Source organism: Pseudomonas sp. CCC3.1, from assembly GCF_034347405.1.
Classification (GTDB): Bacteria; Pseudomonadota; Gammaproteobacteria; order Pseudomonadales; family Pseudomonadaceae; genus Aquipseudomonas.
The window spans coordinates 2,854,195-2,874,984 of sequence record NZ_CP133778.1; the positions used below are offsets into that span (position 1 = coordinate 2,854,195).

The 20,790-nt window shown below is 59.8% G+C and carries 7 protein-coding genes; all 7 read right to left on the bottom strand.

The features are described from left to right. The 7 genes from RHM56_RS12705 to RHM56_RS12735 all read right to left on the bottom strand — a co-directional run bounded on the left by RHM56_RS12705 (position 1) and on the right by RHM56_RS12735 (position 20,727). Complete coding sequence (locus tag RHM56_RS12705) at positions 1-639, bottom strand: DNA repair protein (protein WP_322241593.1); 639 nt, start codon at positions 637-639, stop codon at positions 1-3. Between the two features lie 18 nt (positions 640-657). After that, positions 658-2,355 (bottom strand): putative porin, encoded by a 1,698-nt coding sequence (locus tag RHM56_RS12710; protein WP_322241594.1) that lies wholly within the window; start codon positions 2,353-2,355, stop codon positions 658-660. A gap of 38 nt (positions 2,356-2,393) precedes the next feature. Further along, complete coding sequence (locus RHM56_RS12715) at positions 2,394-3,074, bottom strand: energy transducer TonB (protein ID WP_322241596.1); 681 nt, start codon at positions 3,072-3,074, stop codon at positions 2,394-2,396. Between the two features lie 6 nt (positions 3,075-3,080). Beyond that, entirely contained in the window at positions 3,081-3,506 is a 426-nt protein-coding gene (locus RHM56_RS12720; RefSeq protein WP_019409629.1) for an ExbD/TolR family protein, read from the bottom strand. 11 nt (positions 3,507-3,517) lie between these two features. After that, complete coding sequence (locus tag RHM56_RS12725) at positions 3,518-5,335, bottom strand: DUF2341 domain-containing protein (RefSeq protein WP_322241598.1); 1,818 nt, start codon at positions 5,333-5,335, stop codon at positions 3,518-3,520. A gap of 25 nt (positions 5,336-5,360) precedes the next feature. Further along, positions 5,361-6,965: a ShlB/FhaC/HecB family hemolysin secretion/activation protein gene (locus RHM56_RS12730; RefSeq protein ID WP_322241599.1), complete on the bottom strand. Its 1,605-nt coding sequence runs from the start codon at positions 6,963-6,965 to the stop codon at positions 5,361-5,363. 1,252 nt (positions 6,966-8,217) lie between these two features. Next, a complete protein-coding gene (locus tag RHM56_RS12735) occupies positions 8,218-20,727 on the bottom strand; it encodes a filamentous haemagglutinin family protein (RefSeq protein WP_322241600.1) in 12,510 nt (4,169 codons plus the stop codon). Positions 20,728-20,790: the final 63 nt, after the last annotated feature.

The window sequence follows — 20,790 nt, forward strand, 5'->3', positions numbered from 1 at the left end:
TCAATGATTGAGTGCCGCTTGGGGTGCATCAAAACGCGTCTTGTACAGATCGTCGCCAAAGCCTTGGGCCAGTTCTTCAAACTTGACCCGCGCGCCGCTGGCGAACGGCTGGCGGATGCTCATCACTTCTGCCACATCGATTTTTTCGTAAGCCGCGAGCAGTTGCTGGGCCACGCCGTACATCTGTTGATTCTTGGCTGAACATTGCTGCACTTGTGTGTCACGTTCGGTTAATTGCGTCTGCAAGCGCGCACGCTCTGTCTCTTTACCGCGAGCCAGCACCAACAGCTCTTCATAGGCCTTCTTGTACTTGCCGGTCTGTTCGTTGCTGGCCGTGACCTGAGCCTGTGCCTGGCTGTGCAGGTTCTGTTGCTGGCCGACCAGTTGCTCGGCCAGGCCACGGGTTTTTTCCAGTTCGCCCGTCAATTGCTTGATCTGCGCCTGAGCCTGCTTGGCCTGGTTCTCGGCAGCGATGCGCGCGGCGCTGGCCTGGGCCTGCTCGCTTTGCAGCGTCTGCAATTGCGCAGTGGTGCTGCGCAGTTGCGTGCGCAGGCGCTCCTCCATGGTTTCAGCCGAAACGGTGGTGGCAGCGGCCAGACTGCTCAAGGCCAATACCAAGCAGCAAATTCGCGTGTTCATGTGGTGTCTCCCGGCGCATCAAAAGCGCGTATTGAGTTCCAGCTGCATGACGTCGACTTCAAACGGTGTGCCATACACTTCGGAGGCGCTCAACCAACGAGCACTGGCGTAAATATTCTTGTCGATGCCGTAGCTGCCGCCGATGTAGTAACCCTTGGCGTTGGTGCCGCCCAAATGGAAGGACGAGTCGTTGAAGCCGTCAGGCAGAGCGTCAGGCTGGATGTACTTGTAACCAGCCAGTACGTTCCAGTCGCCACGCTTGCGCATGTCCAGTGCGTTGCCGAGGGTGAACTGCACCATCAGCGCGTTGCCACCGCTCTCAAACTGGCCTTCGCTGTTGATGTTGTTGACGATCTCGTAGTCAGCACGTTTGAGCATCTTGCCCTTGTCATAAGACAAGTTGCGGATGTAGTTGCCCTGAGTACGCAGCATCATGTTTTGCGGCAGTTCGGTGTCCCAGACCAGGTTCAGGTCGAGTACATCAAACTTGGAGGCCAGGCCCACGAACTGGGGTTGCGGAGTCAGGCCCGGGGTGTCCGGGTTGGGCACGATGTCGCGCAGCAGAAACACGCTGTTGCCTTTCTGCATGAACGTCAGACGAGAACCGTCGGTGTCGCACGCCGGTTGGCCTTCCCAGGGTTTGCAAGGGCTGGAGCGCTGGCCTTCGATGTCTTCGAAGCGGTAGTAAGCCATCGCGCCTTTCAGGCTGTTGCTGTTGTTGATCTTCCAGTCAGCGCCGATCTGGCCGCCGAACATCCATTTGTTGCGGCTGTCTTCCTTGTCTTTGCCGTTGCTGCTGGCGGTGTCGGAGCTGTATTCAACCGGGAACGCGCCGAGGGTCGCGAACAGGCCCCAGTCTTTATTGAGTTTGTGGTCGAACATGCCCGCCACGCCGTCAAAGTTCAGGTCTTTGGAGTACATCATATCGGTCGAATAGAACGGGTTGCTGAATCGGCCGCCAGTCAGGGTCAAGTCTTGGGTGGCTTTCCAGGTCAGGTAACCCTGGTCGAGCCACAGGTCTTTCTTGCCAAAACCGCCACCCAGGGTCTGGTTAGCCGACACCGGGTTACTGTCGTTACCCGTGCCCACACGAATGCCCGCCGTCCACTCTGGCGAAATGATCGCCTTCATGCCCAGACGCGCACGCAGGCGCATCAGGTTTTCACGGTCTTCACGGGTATTAAGCAGCGGCGGCAACTTGGTGTTGGTGTCTTTGTTGACGTCGTAAGGCCCGCTCTCATTGAGCTTGGCGTAATCGAGTATTTCGTTGCTGTTGTGACCCGAGAAATAGCGCGATTCGGTGCGCAGACGAAGGTCACCGTCGAAGCTGATACGCGATGCCCACTCCGGGAATGTATTGGGCTGGGCCCAGTTTTCATTCTTGGCAGTGGTCATCACTTCAGCCTTGACCTGATCACGGATCTGATCACGCACGGCGGCCGGTACGTATTGCACGCGGACATCACCCGGTGCTGCCACGGGGCCAGCGGCCACCACGGCGGCGCTGGTCTGACGTGCTTGCTGGGCTTCTTTTTCAGCCTGGGCAATCAGGCCGTCTGCGGCTGATTGCTTGAGCACGCCTTGTTCTACCAACAGGCGGATCAGGTTGATCGTGGCGTTTTCCGAGGGCGCAGCAGGGGCTGCCGTCGCTTGGCCAACCAGGGTCGCGATGACCATGCCGACCGCCAGGGTCAGTCGATTCACGGGGGAAATCATGTGCGCACAACTCCTGTTAAAAACTGTAAAAAGTTCGATCAATCCGGGCGTCGGCCCTTCAGGGACAGACGAACCGGCAAGGTCAGCGAAGCCGGTGTACGTTGCGTTGCATGCGGTGCACGCAACGCGGCCAGCACTTGGGCATCGGTCTGGGCATCGCCACTGGACTGCACCAGCACCACGCGGGTGACTTGGCCGTCAGCGCTCAACCACAGGTCGGCCTGCACCTGGTAGGCCTTCTTGCGTAACTCCGGGTCTTCGCGCAGCAAGCGCTGGAACACCCCTGCCAGATACTGCTTGTAAGTCCCGGTGCCGAGACCGCCACCGCCAGAACCCGCCATACCGCCGCCTTTGCCTGCACCAACGTTGAAACCGTCGTTACCGGACTGGGCGTCACCGTCGATCTGCATCGGGTTAGCCAAGTCATCCGCAGGCGAAGGCGGTGCCTCTTCCTCGGGTTTGACGTCCTCGGGCTCAGGCGACGGCTCAGGCTCAACCACTTTCTCTTCCACCTGAGGTTCCGGTTCCTTGGGTTTCTCGGGTGGCGGCGGTGGCGGTGGTGGCAACGGGATAATCGTTGGCACCTTCGGCGCTTCCCTGCGCACGCCACTCATGTCATTGGCCCACTGCCAGATAAACCAGGCAGCGACGCCGGTCAGCAGCAGACCGGCGCCCCACTTCAGCGGGCGCAAGAGTTTGTTTTGACGCTGTGCGGTCATGTCGTATCAGCCCTGATTCGGTTTGCCGGTGACCAGCCCGACCTGCGACAACTCCAGGCGACGCAGCAGGTCCAGCACTTCAATGACCTTCTGGTACTGCACCATGGCGTCACCGCGCACGATCACCGGAAAGTCCGGGCTCTGCGCTTTCTCGATGCGCAGACGCTCTTCCAGTTCACTCAGCGTTACCGGGTAGGCATCCAGAAACACCTGACCGGCATCGTTCACCGAAATCGCCTTGGTCTTGGCCTCGGATAACGACACCGAGGCGCTGGCTTTAGGCAGGTGGATCTGAATACCCGAGACCTGCGCGGTGGCGGTGAGGATGAACATCACCAACACCACCATCAGCACGTCCACCAGGGGCGTGATGTTGATGCTGTCTACCGGAGCATCATCGTCATCGTCGTGGGCGGCGTTTACAGAAGCCATGACGTTTCTCCTCAGGCCGGCAAAGCGGCGTTGGCGTGTTGACCGCGCTGATGCGCTGCCTCACTGAATTGGCTCTCGCCGTGCGTTTCCGCCAGACGGGTGATGAACTCGTCGACAAACACGCGCATGTCGGCGCTGACTTCCTTGTTACGGGTAATCAAGCGGTTGTAGCCAAACAGTGCCGGGATCGCGACGAACAGGCCCATGGCGGTAGCCAGCAAGGCGGCGGCCATCCCTGGAGCAATGGCGTTGATGTTCACGTCACCGGCCATCGCCGTACCGAGGAACACCACCATGATCCCCATCACCGTTCCGAGCAGGCCGATGTAAGGGCCGCCGGCAATGGCGTTGGACAGGGTCGACAGCTTGGAACTCAGTTGCTGGTTTTCGCGGGTACGCACACCGTCCATGGAGCAGCGGATGGCTTCGATGGTGGCGGCGGAAACAGATGAAGTGTCTGCACCTTGAGCGCGACGGGTACGGATTTCCTTGACGGCCACCAGGTACAGGCGCCACAGCGGCGAGTGGGTCAGACGCTCGGCCAGGGCTTTGTCATCGGCAAACATTTCCAGGCGGGTGCCCACTTGCGAGAACTGCTCGCGGAAAATCTCGTTGGCCTTGCTGACACGAGTGACCATGCTGTTTTTGCGAATCATGATGATCCACGACTGAATCATCATGCCCACCAGCACCACAATGATGATCCAGGCATCCATCGGGACTGCGTTGAACAAGAAACCCAGGCTGCCGAAGCCAAAACCCGACTGTTCTTCGTCTACACCGTAAGCCACCAGTTTGGATTCCGAACCTTGTGCCGTGGCATCCGCCAACAACAGACTGGCTGGGCGAGCGACCTTGGACAGGCGCAATTCATCGATAGCGCCGGCGAACGGCAGGTAGTGGCTGGGTTCAGCGTCGGCGGCATGCGGCAGATCTGCACCAATGGCCATTGCCGAGTTGAATGCAGGCATGGCGACCGCCAGGCTCGCGGTCTCGCGACCGTTGACAAACAGAGAGACTTTGTCGCCTTCAGCGGTCACCGCCAGATGTTGCCATTGGCCCGGGTTCAGAGGCTGAGTCGACACCGCGCGGTGGCCGTCGATTTCTACGAACGGTACGCCTTGGTCAACGCCGACCAGCAGGCTGTTACCGGCTTCGCGACGGGCCAGCAGCAGTTGCTCGCCATTGGCCTGGTCCAGACGCAACCAGGTACTCAAGGTAAAAGCGCCACCGGCGTTGTGTTGCAACGACGGGCTCGCTGGCAGCAGCAAAGGCTGGCCATTCAATTGCAGCGCCCGACCGATCACGCCATCAATGCTCACGCCAGTGGCGTTTTGTGAGGTGTTGCCGTATGCCGTGGTATCACGAGTCGGTGTGCCGTTAGCCCCTTCAAAATGGTACAGCGCGGTGTAGCTCGGATCGAACGTCAGTTGACCATTCGACGTGGCCACTGCTTTCTGATTGCCGTAGTACATCCACACGTCCTGACGCTGACCGCCTTCGACGTTAGGCACATCGACCCAGATCAGCGCCATGCCCATCAGCGGGTCAAAGCTTTCGATCTGATGGTTGAACACAGTCTTGTCATCGGCGCTGACAAAACGCAGATCGGAGCCGTCGTCCTTGACCCCATCAAACGAGAAATTGCCGGTGTGCAGGCGCACCAGCAGTGCAGTGCGACCCAAAGCCTGATTAATCGCCGCGCCTTGCGGGGTAGTGTCGACCGAAATTTGCTTGCGATAGTGCCAGTCATCCTGCCACCAGGCGTGTGCGGTGGCCGGGAGCGCGAAGCCCAGGCAGATCAACAGACTCAGAAATAAGCGTTGCATGTGAAAGGATCTCCGTGAAAACGAATCAGAAAGTCGCCTGCATACTGAAGTGCAGACGAGAGTCATGTTTTTGGGTGTTCGGGCCATCAACCAGCGGGTAGCCCCAATCCAGGCTGCCGGACAGCCACTTGCTCAAACTGGCGCGGGTGCCCAGGCCAACGCTGGCCAACCGGTAATCATCTTCTTGCTCTTCCAGCGCGTCGCGCAGGTACAACTGCGCCGCGTCGGCGAAGGCGTAGAAGCGCCATTCCTGTACATAGCTGCCGAGGTATTTGGCCAGCGACGGAGTGCGCAGCTCTTGCGACAGCAAGTAACCTTCGTCACCGGTGCGCTCGGCCGCCAGATAGCCGCGCACCGACGTGGCGCCGCCAGCGGAATACTGTTCGTTGGAGACCAGCGGACCGGACGCCAGTTGGAACCCGACCTTGGACGCCAATTGCCAATCGTTCTTGAACGCCGTAGTCAGATTCCCATCGCCCTTGAGCACGGCGAAACTTGGGCTGGAGTCCCAACGTTTGTCGCGGAACTCCTGGGAATCGCTGCCGTAGCCGAAGAAGGCTCGGGTGCCGATCACCAGGTTCAGGCTCAGCCCCAGCTGCGATTGTTCGGTGTAGTTGTAACCGTTGTAGCCGAAGCTCAGCGGTGCGTACTTGAGCGGGACCTGGTCGCTGCTGTCGCCGAAACGCAGTTGCTCGTCGAAGTCCTTGAAGTCGATCCCGGCCGAAAACGAATTGGCCCACGTACCGCTGGCCGGCAGGCTGTAAATAGCCGATACGCCATAGGAATGGCCTTTACCCAGTACGTTACTGCCGCCGATAGTGGCGATGTTGCTGTCGGACTGGTAACCCGAGAACTGCACGCTCCAGCGCTCGCTCAACGGCGCGCTGTAGGAGCCGGACCAGACCTTGGCGTTGTCCATGTCTTGGGGGGAGGTGAAAAACGTCAGAGAAACGCTGTGGCCCAACTGCCACAGGTTGTCGTAACCCACGGTGGCGACGCTGCGCAGTTTTTCGGTGTCGGCGCTGTAGTCGTTGTTCAGGCCGAGACTGGCGTGCCATGGGCTTTGGTCTTCGACTTGCAGGTCGACGTCCATGGTGCCGGGGCGCTGGCCTTCGTGTACGAGAGGTGTGACCTGGCGTCCGGCGGTGCGATTGAGACTTGCGAGCTGGGTTTGCACGGTGGCGAAATCCGGTACGGAGCCTTCCTTGAGGCCGGGCACCTCTTCACGGATTTCCACGGGTGAATAGTGCTTGGCGCCGACGACACGTACGCGGCCAACCTTGGTTTCGCTGACTTGCAGATAAACGATACCGTCGTCGACTTTTTGCTCAGGCAGTTCGATAAACACCGACTGATAGCCGCGTTCTTGGTAAGTCTTCTGCAGAGCGTCACGGGCACCCTCGATGTCTTTCAAGGTTTTTTGCGGCCCGAGAAACGGGTAGACCGCTTCTTCGATGGCTCGGGCGTCGAGCACGGTATTGCCGCGCACGAAGTACTCGTTGACGTCTACCCGCCGCTCCGGGCTCTGCGCCTGAGCGCCTTGCTCTTCGGCGAGTACCGGTTGTGCCAGCGCCAGCCAGCACAGTGCAGCGCCGCCGACCGGCCTGATTGACTTGAACAAATGCTCCACACCGCCCCCTAAATTGCCAAAATTACCCAGTTGTCCGAGATGGGGGTGGCGCTGTTTGCACAGCGTTTTGCCCCTTCTCCAACGCGTTACACAGGTAAGACGGGAGTGGTCGTGGGCTACCGAACTCTTGTCACAAAAGCTTCATTCTTATTTTTATGTGGCGTGGTGGGCGGGCACTGGTGCTGGTTGTTCTTGCTTTTTTAATCGCTGATGAAGGCTGCGATCGGGCTGGTGCGCCACTGCGACGTAGCGGCAGTGTTTTGTGTACATATCCGTTTGATGCATTACGGCTTTTTACGGGTTCCGCCCCTACGGCGGCTCACTTTTGTCAAACAGCCCTGTAGTCGCTGCCGAAGGCTGCGATCTGGTGCGAAGCGGCAGTGTTTTGTGTACATATCCGTTTGATGGATTACGGCTTTTTACGGGTTCCGCCCTTACGGCGGCTAACTTTTGCCAAACAGCCTTGTAGTCGCTGCCGAAGGCTGCGATCTGGTGCGAAGCGGCAGTGTTTTGTGTGCATATCCGTTTGATGCATTACGGCTTTTTACGGGTTCCGCCCTTACGGCGGCTAACTTTTGTCAAACAGCCACAAAAGTCAGCAAAAAGGCCTTGCCCCACCGTTCGGCCTTCGCTTCGCTCAGGTTCCCTCGCGCAGGTCCCGCTCCGTGGGCACGCCGCGATGGGCCATCCTTGGCCCAGCGCGGCTCTCCCGGCATCCATGCCGGTCGACCCACTACGCAAAACCTGCACTCGGCCTCCCAAAAGGGGCGGGTAGATCAAGATCACAAGCCAGATCAAAAACGGTTCGCGGAGAACTCGCGGTTTGGGTTTTTTGATCTGAAAATTACGTCTGCCGCCACGAGATTGCGTATGCGACTCAAAGGCCCCTCACAGCAGGCTGAACGCAGGTGCTGTTATGGGGGTATCCCGGCATGGATGCCGGGAGAGCTGCGCCGGGCCAAGGATGGCCCGTCGCAGCGTGCCCCCATAACAGTGCCGGAGTGAAGGCACCGGGCGAGCCTAAGCGAGATCGGCCGAATGGTAGGGCAAGGACCTTTTGGTTCCTTTTGGGGCTGTTTGCCAAAAGGAACTCGCTGTAAGAGCGAAACCGATAGTTCAGTTAAACGCCCATAAAGGATATGTACTCGGTAACTCGGTAACTCGGTCATTTCTACAACCCACCCACTCCAAACACAAAAAAAGGGGTGATCAATGATCACCCCAAAAGTCGAACTACAAAAATGTGCTGCGGTTACAGGCTGATTTGCCCCCGCTCCTCCTCGGTCAAGCTCGCTCGTGCCTGGTCACTCAGTCGCCCTGCGCCCAATACCTGCACCGGGCTGTTGGGGTTGTAACCCGGCACCGCCTGGGTTTGTTCCGGCCCGTGTTGCACCGGTTCGCTGCCAAAGCTCAGCACTTCAACTGTGACGATTGAGGCCCTGCCCTGTCGCGCTGCCGCCTGTTGGTTACGGGCTGCGCTGTCCGCCGCCTGGGACGCTGCCGCGCCCGCCGAACTGGCGGAAGACAAGGCTCCCGTGTTGACGCTCGCTGCCACCGGCACCCCGGACGATTTGCCCTGGGTCTGGATGTTCGCCGCGTTGACGATACGCAAGGCGGCGATGTTGATGTTGCCCGACACGCGAATCCCCGCTTCACCCGCGTCAATGGTGCCGAGCGGTGCTATCAGGTCGATGTCACCTGCTGGCACTTCCGGGATCGGATTGAGCGTGGCAATACCTGCACCGGTACTCGGCACCGAAGGCGACAGGGCGACGTTGCCCCAGTTGTCATAGGTGCGTTTCGGCGGTGTGTAGACCACGGTGGTTTTCGAGCCACGACCGGCGTTGATGTCACCCGCGGCGGACCAGCCCATGATCGAGCCACCAAAGGTGGTCATGATCCGGCTTTGGCCCAACAGAATGCTGCCCAGCGAGTACAGCTGGATATTGCCCGCGCCCTGAGTGATGACGCCCGCCGAAGCCGGTGGTGCGACACCCTCGATGCCGAACGTCTGGCTGCCGCCCGGGGTGAGCATCTGGATCGAGCCACCGAAGTCGGTGTGAACCCCGGCGCCACCAAACATGCGGATATCGCCCAGGTAGGTAATGGCGTTACCCGCCACGTCCTTCTCCGGGAACAGTGCCGCAATCGCTGCCCGACCACGGGCATAACTGCCTTCACGCACCCCCCCTGCCTGGTTGTACTCACGGCCGCCCGCTTCCAGTTCGGCAAAATACACATCGCGGGCAAACACGCGCTGCTGCTCGCCTGGCAATTGCTTGAAGTAAGCCACCGCCTGTTCGCTGTCACCGACAAAACCAAAGCGCTCGCTCAGCCATGCCAGCAACTCTTTTTCGTAGGTCTTGGCCACCTTGCCACCCGACGCCGACAAGGGCTCACCCTGCGCCAACTGATTGGCCGGATTGAGGTAAGCCTCGATAAAGCGCTGGTAATCCGCACCGTTGGCGCCCGTACCTGCCTGCATGGCAATGCTCGCGCCTTGACGCAAATCACCGGCTACGATTGGCCCGATGCTGGTCACGCTGACCTTGTCGTCCATGACGATACTGCGCCCGGCGGTGATCTCCAGACCGCCCGGGCCGGCAATGTTGAAGCTGCTGTAAATGATGTCGCGCCCGGCTGAAACGATGGAAATGTCGGTCGCATTGTTGTGAACGAACAGGTTACCCGTGGTGAACACCTCCGGATAAATCTCGCCATTGTCACCCGGGTTGGCACCGCTGCTGACGATATCGCGCCCGGCCATCATCCACACTGGGCGGCTGCCTTCGTACCAGGTCTCGCCGGCATGGGCCACGTTGGCATTTCTGTAAGCAATGATCCGACCACTGTTGACCCCAATCAGGTCGCCCTGCACCGCATAAAAGCGTGAAGGATCAGCGGTATTGCTCAACGGCTCACTCGTAGTCCCCGGGCCAAACGTAAACAGTGACAGCCCCAGATTACCGTAAGTGTTGTAGTTACCGGTTTGCGATAGATTGCTGTAATTCTGCCAGCCTAGGGTGGCAAGAAAGGCCGGATTCCATGGGGTTGCCATACTGCTGAGCGCCGTGCCGGATTGGGTGACGCTAAAGCCACCAGCGTAAATCGAATCCTGCGCCAGGAACTGCAATTGCCCGTTTTTGCCCGGAGCCAGGAGTATCGGGTAGCTATAGCTGTCGTAATCACGGCTCGTGGCGGCCTTGCCGTAGTAAAAACTACCACTGGCAGCGGTGGCCCTGAGGATCGATGGATACACCACCGCCAGGTCCGTGTTCGTACCACTCAAAAAAGGCGTCAGGTTGCCACCTTCGGCATACAGATCAACGGCCGTGTTAGGGGTCCACAAGGTAAACCAGCTGCTGGAACCGCCAGTCACGTCATTACGGCTGAAGGCCGATTGGTTGTACTGGCGCACGCGCCCTGCGTCCTCAACCGTTTGCACGACTAGGTCGCCCAAGGTATGCAAGCTGAACGTTGCATCGCCTGCCACTAGCGTCACCCCGCCTTGCGGTCGGCTGCGGCTGGCACGCAGGGGGTCAGCCGCACGCACATCACCCGGCACTTGAGCCGTAGTGCCGTATAACGTATCGACGCGCCCGATGCTGGCGGCCTGCACGTGCACATTACCGCGTGTGTTAGTCAGCACACCGTCACGATTGCCGGCCGTTTCAATAATGCTCACAGGGTTCAGCGCGCCTCTGACCTGCAGACGCAAGTCGCCGCCACCGGTCAGTTGCAGGCTGCCATCGCTGCTCACCCGGCCCGTGCTGCCAACGGCCAGTACCAGGCCCTGGGTGCGCTTGTTGTTTCCATCAATCGTGAAGGTCGGTTCTTTTAAGGAGCCCGCGTCGCCCCCCACGGTAACGTCCAAGTCACCGCCGCCCAGCGTGCCGAAACCCGTGAAGCCAATCAGGTTGTCAGAGATGATGTTGGTGTAAGTACCAAAGTTGATCCACCAGGCCGTCGGCTGAGCCTTCCCACCTGTTTCGATATCACCGCTGCCTTGGCGCCACAACCAGTTGCCGACATCGGCCGTATTGTTGCCGCTGTCATCAGAGTTAGGCCTGAATTGGCTGTAGCTCCCCCCGTTGTCGAGGTTGCCGGTGAGGTTGCCGTTCACGTTCAACGTCAAGTTACCCCCCGCTTCCGGGTACCACGCGCGATACAGACTTTCGCTGCCGCCGTTGACGAACTGCTCAAAGTAGCTAGGTTTTTCCTTGAGCACGGTGCTACCGCCCTTCAGCGCCCGAGGCTGGTTGAAGGGATCATCCGAGTAAGTGCCGGTGGACGAGGTGCCTGCCGTGTACACGCCATACGAAGAGTCCACGCTCAGGTTGCCACCGCTGAGCAATTGCAAGTCGCCGGTGCCGGTACGGACCACACTGAAGCGCGAGCTGGTCGGCAGAGGTGCATATTCCTTGGGGCTCATCGATACGCAGTAGCTCGGTGTGGCCACGCAGAATTTAGACGCGCCCCCTCTCACCCCAAGAGCCTCCAGGATCTGATCTTCGACCACGCTTCCTACCTCAACGATGATGCCTCTTCTCTGCAGGATGCCCGCTGCGTACGAGGTCCAGACGTACATCATTTTGGCTTGGCAGTAGTCGGAGAAATTGGTGCAAAAATCGGCAATCGTCCCCAGCTCAAACTGATCCAGGATCGATTGATCAACCGGATCACCTTCCTTGACCTCAACGCCGGCATTCCCGAGGTCTTCCACCGCATAAGCGCTCCATACCAGCACACCTTTGGGCGGCAACAGTTTGGCAAACATGCCGAAGTGACTGTCGGCCAGGCGCAGTGTGCCGCTGCTCGGATGAGGCTGAAGTAGGCGACTGTCCGCAGCTTCGGTGTCCGCCCCAGCCACCAGGCGCAATGACCACGACTGCGAACCTTCGGCCAGCATCGGTGAAATCGCCCAGTTTTTGCCCTGGCGTCCTGCGACTTCAGGCCGCAACTTGATCGAATCGACGTTGCCTACCAGCTTCACATCGGTGCCCGTCGGAATCAGCGACCCACGCGCCAGCGTAATGTTGCCATCTAGGGTGACGACATTTCGGCTTGGGTCCAGCGCTTGGTACAGGGCTGGCAATGGCACCCCTTTAGGCCAAAGCATAGCCAGCAGTTCGATGGGCTGACCCAACAGGGTACCGGCTTCTAGTTGAGTACCTGCTTGCAGGGTGACCGGCTGGTTAAGCAGCGTGCCTGCCGCCAGCAGCGTATTGCCCGAAGCGTCCAGTACTGCCGCTGCCAATACCGTGTCAGCAGGCAAGGTAACCTCCTGGGCCAATGTCGCCCGTACTGGCAAGCGCGTTCCAGCCACCACCGTCGTGCCTTTGATCGGCAAATCATAGTTCAGCACCGAGCCCGCCATGTACGTGGTGCCATCCGCCAGAACCACGCCATTGCCCGGCACGATGGTGCCGCCGCTGCTAAAGTCGCGTCCTTTTAACAGTACCCAGCCGTTGTCATCGACAGTGGGCGGCGGGGGCGCGAAGCCGTCGTTGATGCTGCCGTAAATGCTCAGATCGCCCCCGGCGCGCAAGGTCAGGCTGCCGGGCTCACCCGAGCCGTACACCGAGGTTTTCTGGCTATTGCGGTTGAGGCTGGCGTAGCGATAGCCGGACAGGTCGACGTCGCCCTGCACCACCAGATCGCCGTTTGGGGTCTTGCTGACGATTTCCACACCCGGACGCAGGTGGAAGGTGTCGGCGTAGGTCGCGTTGTTCAAACCGGCCAGTTTGTTGTTCAACAGATTGCTGTTTTGCAACGCGGCATTGATAAACGCCGTGCTCAAGACGTGCTTGCCATCCAGATACGCCTGATCAATCACCTGATACGGCCTGCCGCTGGCAGTCGGATCGGTCATCACGGGCGCGTCGTCGTAAGTCGCCATGCCGTTGAGGGTGATTGCGCGCGCACCTTGAATGTCCAGACGGCCGCTGGCATCAATGGCGATGTCGTTGTTGTTGAGGCGTGGGGCGTTCATTTCCAGGGTGCCGCGGTTACGCCCGTCATTGCCCGGAGTGCCCGCAGTGCCGTGACGCAGGTCGATGCGCACGCCGTCCGCCAGGTTCAGTTGCCCTGTGCCGGAACCCAGCACCACCATCGCCCGGTTCGGTGAATCGATGATTTTGCCGTAGCTGTCGACGCGCACCTGGCTGCCGTGGGCATCGAGTACCGCGCTGCTGTCCAGGGTCAGGCCTTTTTTACCGGCCAGGTTGATGCTACCGACGCGCTCACCGCTGGCGTCCACCAAGCCCGCGACGCGCAGGCTGCCGTTGTCGACCGAGACGTTGATGATGTTGGCCTTGAGGCCGTTACCAATGGTCAGGTCACCTTGCTTGAGCTGGAAGCTGCGTGCACCGAAGACTTCGCCGTCATTGAGGCGCTGGTTGAGCGCTGCAAACTGCTGATCCAGCGCGCCAGTGGCGCCCAGGCGCTGGGCCTGGACTTCAACGCTGCTGCCCTGATACGGCACAAGGGTGCCACCGGCATTGTAGTAACCGCTGTTACCGCCCAGGATCTTGCCTTGCAGATCGACCATGCCGCCCGCCGCGTCCAGCGCCACGGCGCGCAATTTGCCGCCCTGGTTATGCTGGGCCGACACGTCGATGGTCGAACCCAACGCCTGGTGGATATTGCCGTGTCGGCTGTCGAGCAGCACATCGCCGCCAGCGCCGTACTTAGTGATGTCGTTGAACACCACCGCACGACCGGCGACGTCGATCAACGATTCATCGGTCAATACCACATCGCCTGTGGCATCCAGCGTGACTTTGCCGCTCGGCAGCACCACCACCGAGGCCAGGCGAATGGTGTCGCCCTTGAAAGACAGCTCGCCGCCGTAGCCATTGACCGTGCCACGAGGACCGGCAGAGGCCGAGACATCAATCGCACCGCCCGCAGTAATGCGGTTCAGCGAGCCACCTTCACCGGTCATCAACGGCGTCACGATGTTGAGATTGCCGCCGCTGTAGGCAAAGCCAGTGACCGGGTCATACGCGCCCTGACGTTGATACACCGACAGGCTGCCTTTGTAGTTGGCCGTGATGCGATCGCTGGCATTCAGGTTGACGTTGGCAAAGCCCAGCACCAGACGGTCAAACACGGTGTTGTTGCTGGGCTGGGCGAATGGGCCATAGCCGAACTCGATGCGCTCGGCGTTGATATCCAGACGCCCGCTGCCGGTCCCGGCGCCGTCGGTGATCACCGCGCCCGGTGAACCCGTGGCGCCTTGCCAGATCAGATTGGCAGTGTGAATGGTCGCGACATCATCGGCATTGCCCAAGCCGTAGATCGCCGGGGCCGACAACACCAGGTTGTTCAGCAACGACTTGCCGGTCTGCGCGTCGTAAGTGTCCAGAAGCGTGGTGCCATAGAAGTTGAACGCCTGGCCCGCTGACAGTTGCAGGGTTTCCAGAGCCGGGGCGCCCGTGCTGGTGTCACCGCGCATCAAGCGTTCGAGCACTTGCTGGTTAAGGGTCAAACCCGATGGCAACACATTGCGCGCAGCGGCATCCGCCAGCCCGGCCGTGCTGCCAACGTTGATATTGCTCAAGGCCAGCGTCAGGTGACGGGTGCCATAACGCACGGCATCGTCCAGTTGCAGGGCTTTGTCGGTCGCGGCGACGATACTGCCCTCGGAATAGATGGTGGTCTGGCCTGAGCAGTTACTGTTCGGGCACACGCCGATCTGGATATTGCCCGTCGGTTCGTTATTGAGGTTGAGATAAGGCAGCACATTGAGCAGTCCATTGGACACGGCCAACAGGCTCGGCACGCCTTCATAAATAAAGCCATCACGGGCGTCATAGATCGCTGCGCCACGGCCTAAGGTCGTAATCGAAGCGCCCTGTTCGACCACGATATTGCCGGGGCCTGCCACGATCACCACTTCGGGGGCCGAAAGGGTCGCACCGCTGCGCAGGAACACCGAGTTTCCCGGTGTGTTCACACCAAATGGGAACTTGACGATATTACCGTTGCGGCCATATTCCACTTGCGGCAAGCCGCCAATAAAGATGCGTTTGGCATTCAGATTGTTAAGGCTTTGGGCCGTGAGCGTCAGCCCTTCGAAGGCCTCCAGAGGGCTGTTGGCATCGACGATTTGGGTGTACCAGTTCTCAACAGTTTCGCCGCCCAGGTTGATAACGCCCACGGTACCGCCGTAACCGCCTTTGGCCGCTTCAAATTGGCCAATGCCCTCGAACGTGAAGGTCTCTTTGCCTGCGCCGCCGCCAAACGCCAACTTGAGGGTTTTGGCATCCACTTCCAGCATGGGCCGTGGTACACCGAGCTTGGCAGCGTCGGCGATAGCGAATTGCGCGTAGCTGGTTTCGTTGTACTGCGAATAGCGGCGCAGGGTGTCGCCAGACGTCAGGATGACCTGGCTGTTAACGCTGTTGTGAATGCCGGTGTTGATAATCGACAGTTGCCCGGCCGTTGACCACGAACCGTTGCGCATCAGTGTTGTTGCGCTATCACTGCCCTGCCCGGAAAAATCGTTGATTTCCACCCGGAAGGCGCCCGCTTTCAAGGCGTAGGTGGACGGCATTAACGTGTAGGTGCCGGCAGGCAAGCCTGGTACGCCTGCGCCAAGGGTGATTTGTTGGCCCACCAGCGGCGTGCTCGCGCCGGCTTCGCCCGTAGCCGGTGCATAACCCGATTGAACGCCCGGCACAATGGCATAGATCGGGTTAGTACCCAGCCCTGGCAGGCTAAAGCCGCCGGTGGCACCAAACTGCACCAGCGGATTGAAGCGTGCATCGGTAGAGCCGCCACGCCCGGAAATAAAGCCTGCACCCAGCAGCTCGCCGCCGCCAGACAAGTCCAGTGTGGCACCGGGCAATACCGTTGCCTTGGTACCCCCTAGAATCACGCCTATTGTGAGCTCACCACTGCCTGTCTGCCCCAAGCCGCCCTGCCCGACGAAAACCACATTTTTACCGTTATAGCGATAAACCTGACCATCCACTGTGCCGCCATACGGCAGCACCAGGCCTTTGGCGCTGACCGATGTGAGGCTGCCCGGCAACAGCTCGACCCGGGAGTTGCCCACGTTACCGAGTTCAATCAACCCCAGCGGCGCACGCAACACGCCGCCCTGCTTGATGGTGTAAGCCCCCAGTTGCAGACGCCCGAACACCGAGTCCGGGGCCACGCCGTGATCATCGCCGACCTTTTCGATGGTCAGGGTGCGGGTCGGATCGAAAACCACCCGGTTGTCAGTGACGCCGATGTTACCCACCAGCACCTGAGCCTTGATGTCAGAACCCGGATAGATGCGCGCGGCACGCAGGGTCAAGTCACCTGCCGCACGTAATTGGGTGCTGAAGCCACTAGAAGTGTCGCCGCCATCGCGCCCAGCGAGAAAGCGCAGATCGCCACTGCTGTTGAGCTGGACGTTATCGAAGCTCAGCGTGTCGCCAAAACCAACGCGATCGCGAATGTCCAGCAAGCCGCTGTCAACGACTAACGTGCCCTGACTGCGCAACCCTGGCGAGGTGTCAGCGATGTAAGGTCGGGTCCAGGCTTCCATGCCGGATTTGTCCGGTTCAAGCATGCCACTGAGCACCACATGCGGAGCACTGAGATTAACGCGCGACGTTGGGTTGGCGTTGCGTGTCAGGTTAATGCCACCGGTGTACAGGTGCAGGCTTTGCCCCAGGTTCAGCGAAATATCACCGTCAACGTTAAACACACCACGGACCAGCAACGTCATGTTGTCAAAACCACCGGATTTGACCTGGTCCACACCCAGCGCGCCATGACCGTAAATTAACGAGTCTGCCGCAGCTTCAGCGCTGTCAGGCACGGAGAGGGTTTTATGCTGCTGGCTCAGTACCAGTTCACGCACTGGCAACACTCGGTCTGTGACGTGTTCCTTCAAGTAATACGGGGCTTCCAGCGCCAGCGACAGTCGCCCGCCTGCGGCACCCTCGCCTCCGGCATTGGCCTTGAAGAGGCCGTCCAGGTACAGACCATTATTGGAGGCGAAGGCAATATTGCCGCCATTGCTGGCCACGTTGACTCGGCCCTGCCCCGGTATATCCAGTAACGCCTGACTACCGGACGCATCCAGGCGTGCGCCTTCGCGCACGACCACAAACAGATCGCTGGCCTTGGCGATGCCGGTGCCGGGGTCGACATCGCCGCCGACGATGATCTGCCCGCCATTGCGCGCCTGACCATACACACGGCCGAGATTGTCGACGGCGGTCACGGCACGTGAGGCCACGTCAATCACTGCCTGCCCACCGATCCAGATCGAGCGGCCGTGACCGATGCCATCGACTGCACTGGATTCGCTGTTGCTCAGGCCCGCAAGGCTGACACTGCCGCCCCAAGCGTTCAACGTGCCATCGACCGTCAGTTGACCGATGCTGCGCAGGTTGATCGCCTGGCCAGGGTCGACATTAACCACTGCGCCCTTGCCCACAGTCAGTGCAGTGGTCTCAGCCAGCGCGCCGGAGGCGATAGTGGTGCCCGCGTTCAAGTTCAAACTCGCGCCACGACGCTGAGTCAACACCCCCTTGAGTGCATTTTCCTGGTACAGCGAGGGTGTCCAGCGCTCTAGCACGGAGGCTGGGTCGATGCCCGTTGGCGAGGTCGACGCCCTCTCACCTTGGCGGTATACCGGCATCGTGACATCTACCTGAGTGCCATCAGTGATCAGCAGGCCTTCGTTGCCGGTAATGTCGTAGGCCGAGAAACCTTTTTTGAAGAAATCAGCCGAGACATGCAGGGTGTCGGCGTCAGGTGCTGTGGCGCTGTCGCCGATCTGCACCTTGCGCGCCTGTACCGCCAGCTTACCGCCGCCCGTGACCCCGTAAGCGCGCAGTTCACTGCCCAACTCAAGCGTATCCATGGCCGCCAGGGTTACACTGCCGCCCTTGCCGCCGATGAACTTTGCGTCCAGACCAACGGTGGCGCCGGAAGACACATCTATCACGCTACCTTGCGCCAGATTCAGGTCGCCGGTGGTACGCAGCGACACATTGCCGCCATTCATGTACGCGGCGCCACTGTTGTTCACGCCGTCCTGCGCCAGGTTGTTCCAGCGTCCGGTTGTGTCGACGTTGACTCCGCTGGCCAACTTGACCCACGCCGGAGCCTCATTTGTGGGCTGTAGGTACACATCACCCACTGCCATTTCGCGTTCCCTGTCGGGCTGAAGGAATAGGTTGCCCGCGTTGATACTGCCCGCATGAGCGGTCAGGTTGGCATTAATCGTCGCCTGGGGAGTGAACAGCGTTATGTCGCCGCCATCGGCAACTTTAAGTGCGCCGTTGACCGTGATCTGCTGATTGGCGGAGGTCTTGATTGCGCCTAGTTCAACGCCATTAATCTGGTCGCTGTCGAGAACCACCTTGCCCTGACGATCCGTAGGCAATGCGGTGTCCAGGTTCAGGCCATCAGCGATTTTTTGCGCATTGGACTCAAATACAATCTCGTTGGTGACCGGGTTCAGGCTGTAGCGCAACGTGCCGGTGCTCTTGTTAAAGACTGGCGTGTAGTTACCGATGATCAGTTGCGCGCGCTGAGCGGCAGCTTTGGGTGTCTGCTGATAACCATCCGTATTGATCGTCGGGGTCTTGACCTGGCGCTCACCCTGGAACACATCACTGATCAACTGACCTTCAAGCACCGCGCTGGAGGTGCCGATCACCAGCTTGCCAGCGTCGCGGCCCACGGTATAACCGGCCTCGTTTCGGCTTTTCGGGGCAATCAGCGGGTTGTAGTAAAAATCGGTGCGACCCCAGCGCGCGTTGGTGTCTTCAAATCCCTTGTAGATACCGGAGTAAAGAATGTCGCCCGGCGCCTTGGACAACTCATACAAGCGACCATCCGGGCCTTTAAGCCAGGTTTGGCGAATTAAGCCGCTCTGCACATCGACCGTGCCACCCGACAGGTTGAATTGCGCGTTCTTTTCGCTAACCACTTCGTTACCGGTAAAGGTCAATGTGCCGCCCTGAGCCATCCACTCACCGACGCTATGACCTTGAGTGCCCAGATAGCCGCCGACTTCCAGCAGGCCACCGGCCGTGTACCAGCGATCAGTGGCATAGCCGTTAGTGCCCGCTGGCACAAATACCAGCTCACGCAGATCGACCCAGACATCGTAGTTGATCAGCTTGCCACCATCCCGGTTGACCGGCGCATCGCGCTGCTCATTACCCTGAATGTTGATCTTGATGCTGTTGGATTCCATCGACACCTTGACGCCAACCGCGCCAGACACGTCAATCATTGCCCCGTCGCGAACCAGGCTGCGCTGGCCAGCTGTCACAGCAACCTGACCACCCGTGGCCAAGGTGGTGGATCCGTCCTTGAACTCAACGGTGCCGCCGCTGACGATGTCGATCCGCGACTGGTCGATACGATCACTGATGGTGCTCAGGTTATCGAACAGTCCGGTAGCATTGTTGACCGGGTTCGGACGCCCGTCGAGGTTGAGCAAGCCATTATCACGCTGGCTGTTAAGCGCAGTGGCGTCGGTGCCATCCAGCAAAATGGCCGTGGTACTGCCCTTGCCCAGGGTGACTGTGCCAGTGCTGTCAGTGACCGAGTTCAACAGGTGGACAGTGCCTCGGGAATCCACCGAGGTGCTGGCCAAGGCCACGCCGTTTTGCTCGACCTTACGCCCGGTCAGCGTGACGTCCCCCGTCGAAGCCATGATCAGGCCATTGTTACTGACCGCGCCCGCCGTACTCCCCGCTTCGAGGCTGGTTGCGACTTCATTGCCTCGTGTGGTGGAGTTCTGGTTGCCCGAGGTCCCCACGCCACGGCGGATGTAAAAACTATCACCCGCGGCCAGTGTGGTCTGGCCCTTTGGGGTGATGACGGTGCCGGCGTTTTCAACCTCCGAGCCCAGCAACAAGGCGTAACCACCGGATTCGGTAGACAGCGTGGCAGCGTGGGTCTGAATCACCGCGCCGCGCTGCACTTCAACCTTGCCTGCGGCGTCGGTAAAGGTCGGACTAGAGCCGTCCACATCCACGTAAATACCGCGCTGAGTGAACTGGTCATCGGTGATATTCGCTGCACCGGCGACCAGGTTGCGCACGTTGACCTGACTGGTCCCGCTAAACACCACGCCATTACGGTTCATGATCATGACCGTACCGGCGCCCTTGATCTGGCCCTGAATTTCGCTTGGCTTGGCGTTGGGGTCGTTGACCCGATTCAGCGCGGCCCAGTTCGACTGCTGTTGGAAATCGACCGTGGTGTTGCGCCCGACGTTGAAGGTCTCCCAGTTGAGGATCGCCTTGTCAGCGGTCTGCTCAATGGTCACGGTGGTTTTGCCACCGGCTTGTGTTTGGGTCGGGCTTTTGGCGTTGGTCCAGCCCTGAGTCAGGCTGTTATCGACTTGCAAGCCACCTTTGCCCAGACCGTCCGGGATATTCGAAACCTGACCTGACGCAGCCTGGCGTCCAGCAGCTTGAGCCGCTTGCTGAGCAGCAATGGCTGCGACCGTGGTATTGAGCGTGGTCAGGGACCGTTGCAACTGCTGATTGACTTTGGCCTGCTGGTTCAGCGACGGGATCTTGGGCATCTGCGCATTGTTTCGCGCAGCGGTAGCCGCCTGAGACGCGCCCTTATCGGCAAACCAGCCTGAGCTGAACGCCGTGGCACCGTGGGCGCTGCCTGCGACCATCAGCAAGGCAATGGCATGGGCCAATGGCTTGAGGCGCAGAATCGAAGGGCCGCCAGGACCTTGAGCTTTCGAGTTAATCGGTGCTTTGCAACGGACCATCTGGAGTCATCCTCATTGGTTCTCACCCGAAGGTGAGTTTCACGTTCAGGAAGTAGGCCGTTG

Coding starts and splice junctions, on each gene's coding strand:
- RHM56_RS12725 (WP_322241598.1), bottom strand. CDS start 5,335: ATGCAACGCTTATTTCTGAGTCTGTTGATCTGCCTGGGCTTCGCGCTC.
- RHM56_RS12710 (WP_322241594.1), bottom strand. CDS start 2,355: ATGATTTCCCCCGTGAATCGACTGACCCTGGCGGTCGGCATGGTCATC.
- RHM56_RS12720 (WP_019409629.1), bottom strand. CDS start 3,506: ATGGCTTCTGTAAACGCCGCCCACGACGATGACGATGATGCTCCGGTA.
- RHM56_RS12715 (WP_322241596.1), bottom strand. CDS start 3,074: ATGACCGCACAGCGTCAAAACAAACTCTTGCGCCCGCTGAAGTGGGGC.
- RHM56_RS12705 (WP_322241593.1), bottom strand. CDS start 639: ATGAACACGCGAATTTGCTGCTTGGTATTGGCCTTGAGCAGTCTGGCC.
- RHM56_RS12735 (WP_322241600.1), bottom strand. CDS start 20,727: ATGGTCCGTTGCAAAGCACCGATTAACTCGAAAGCTCAAGGTCCTGGC.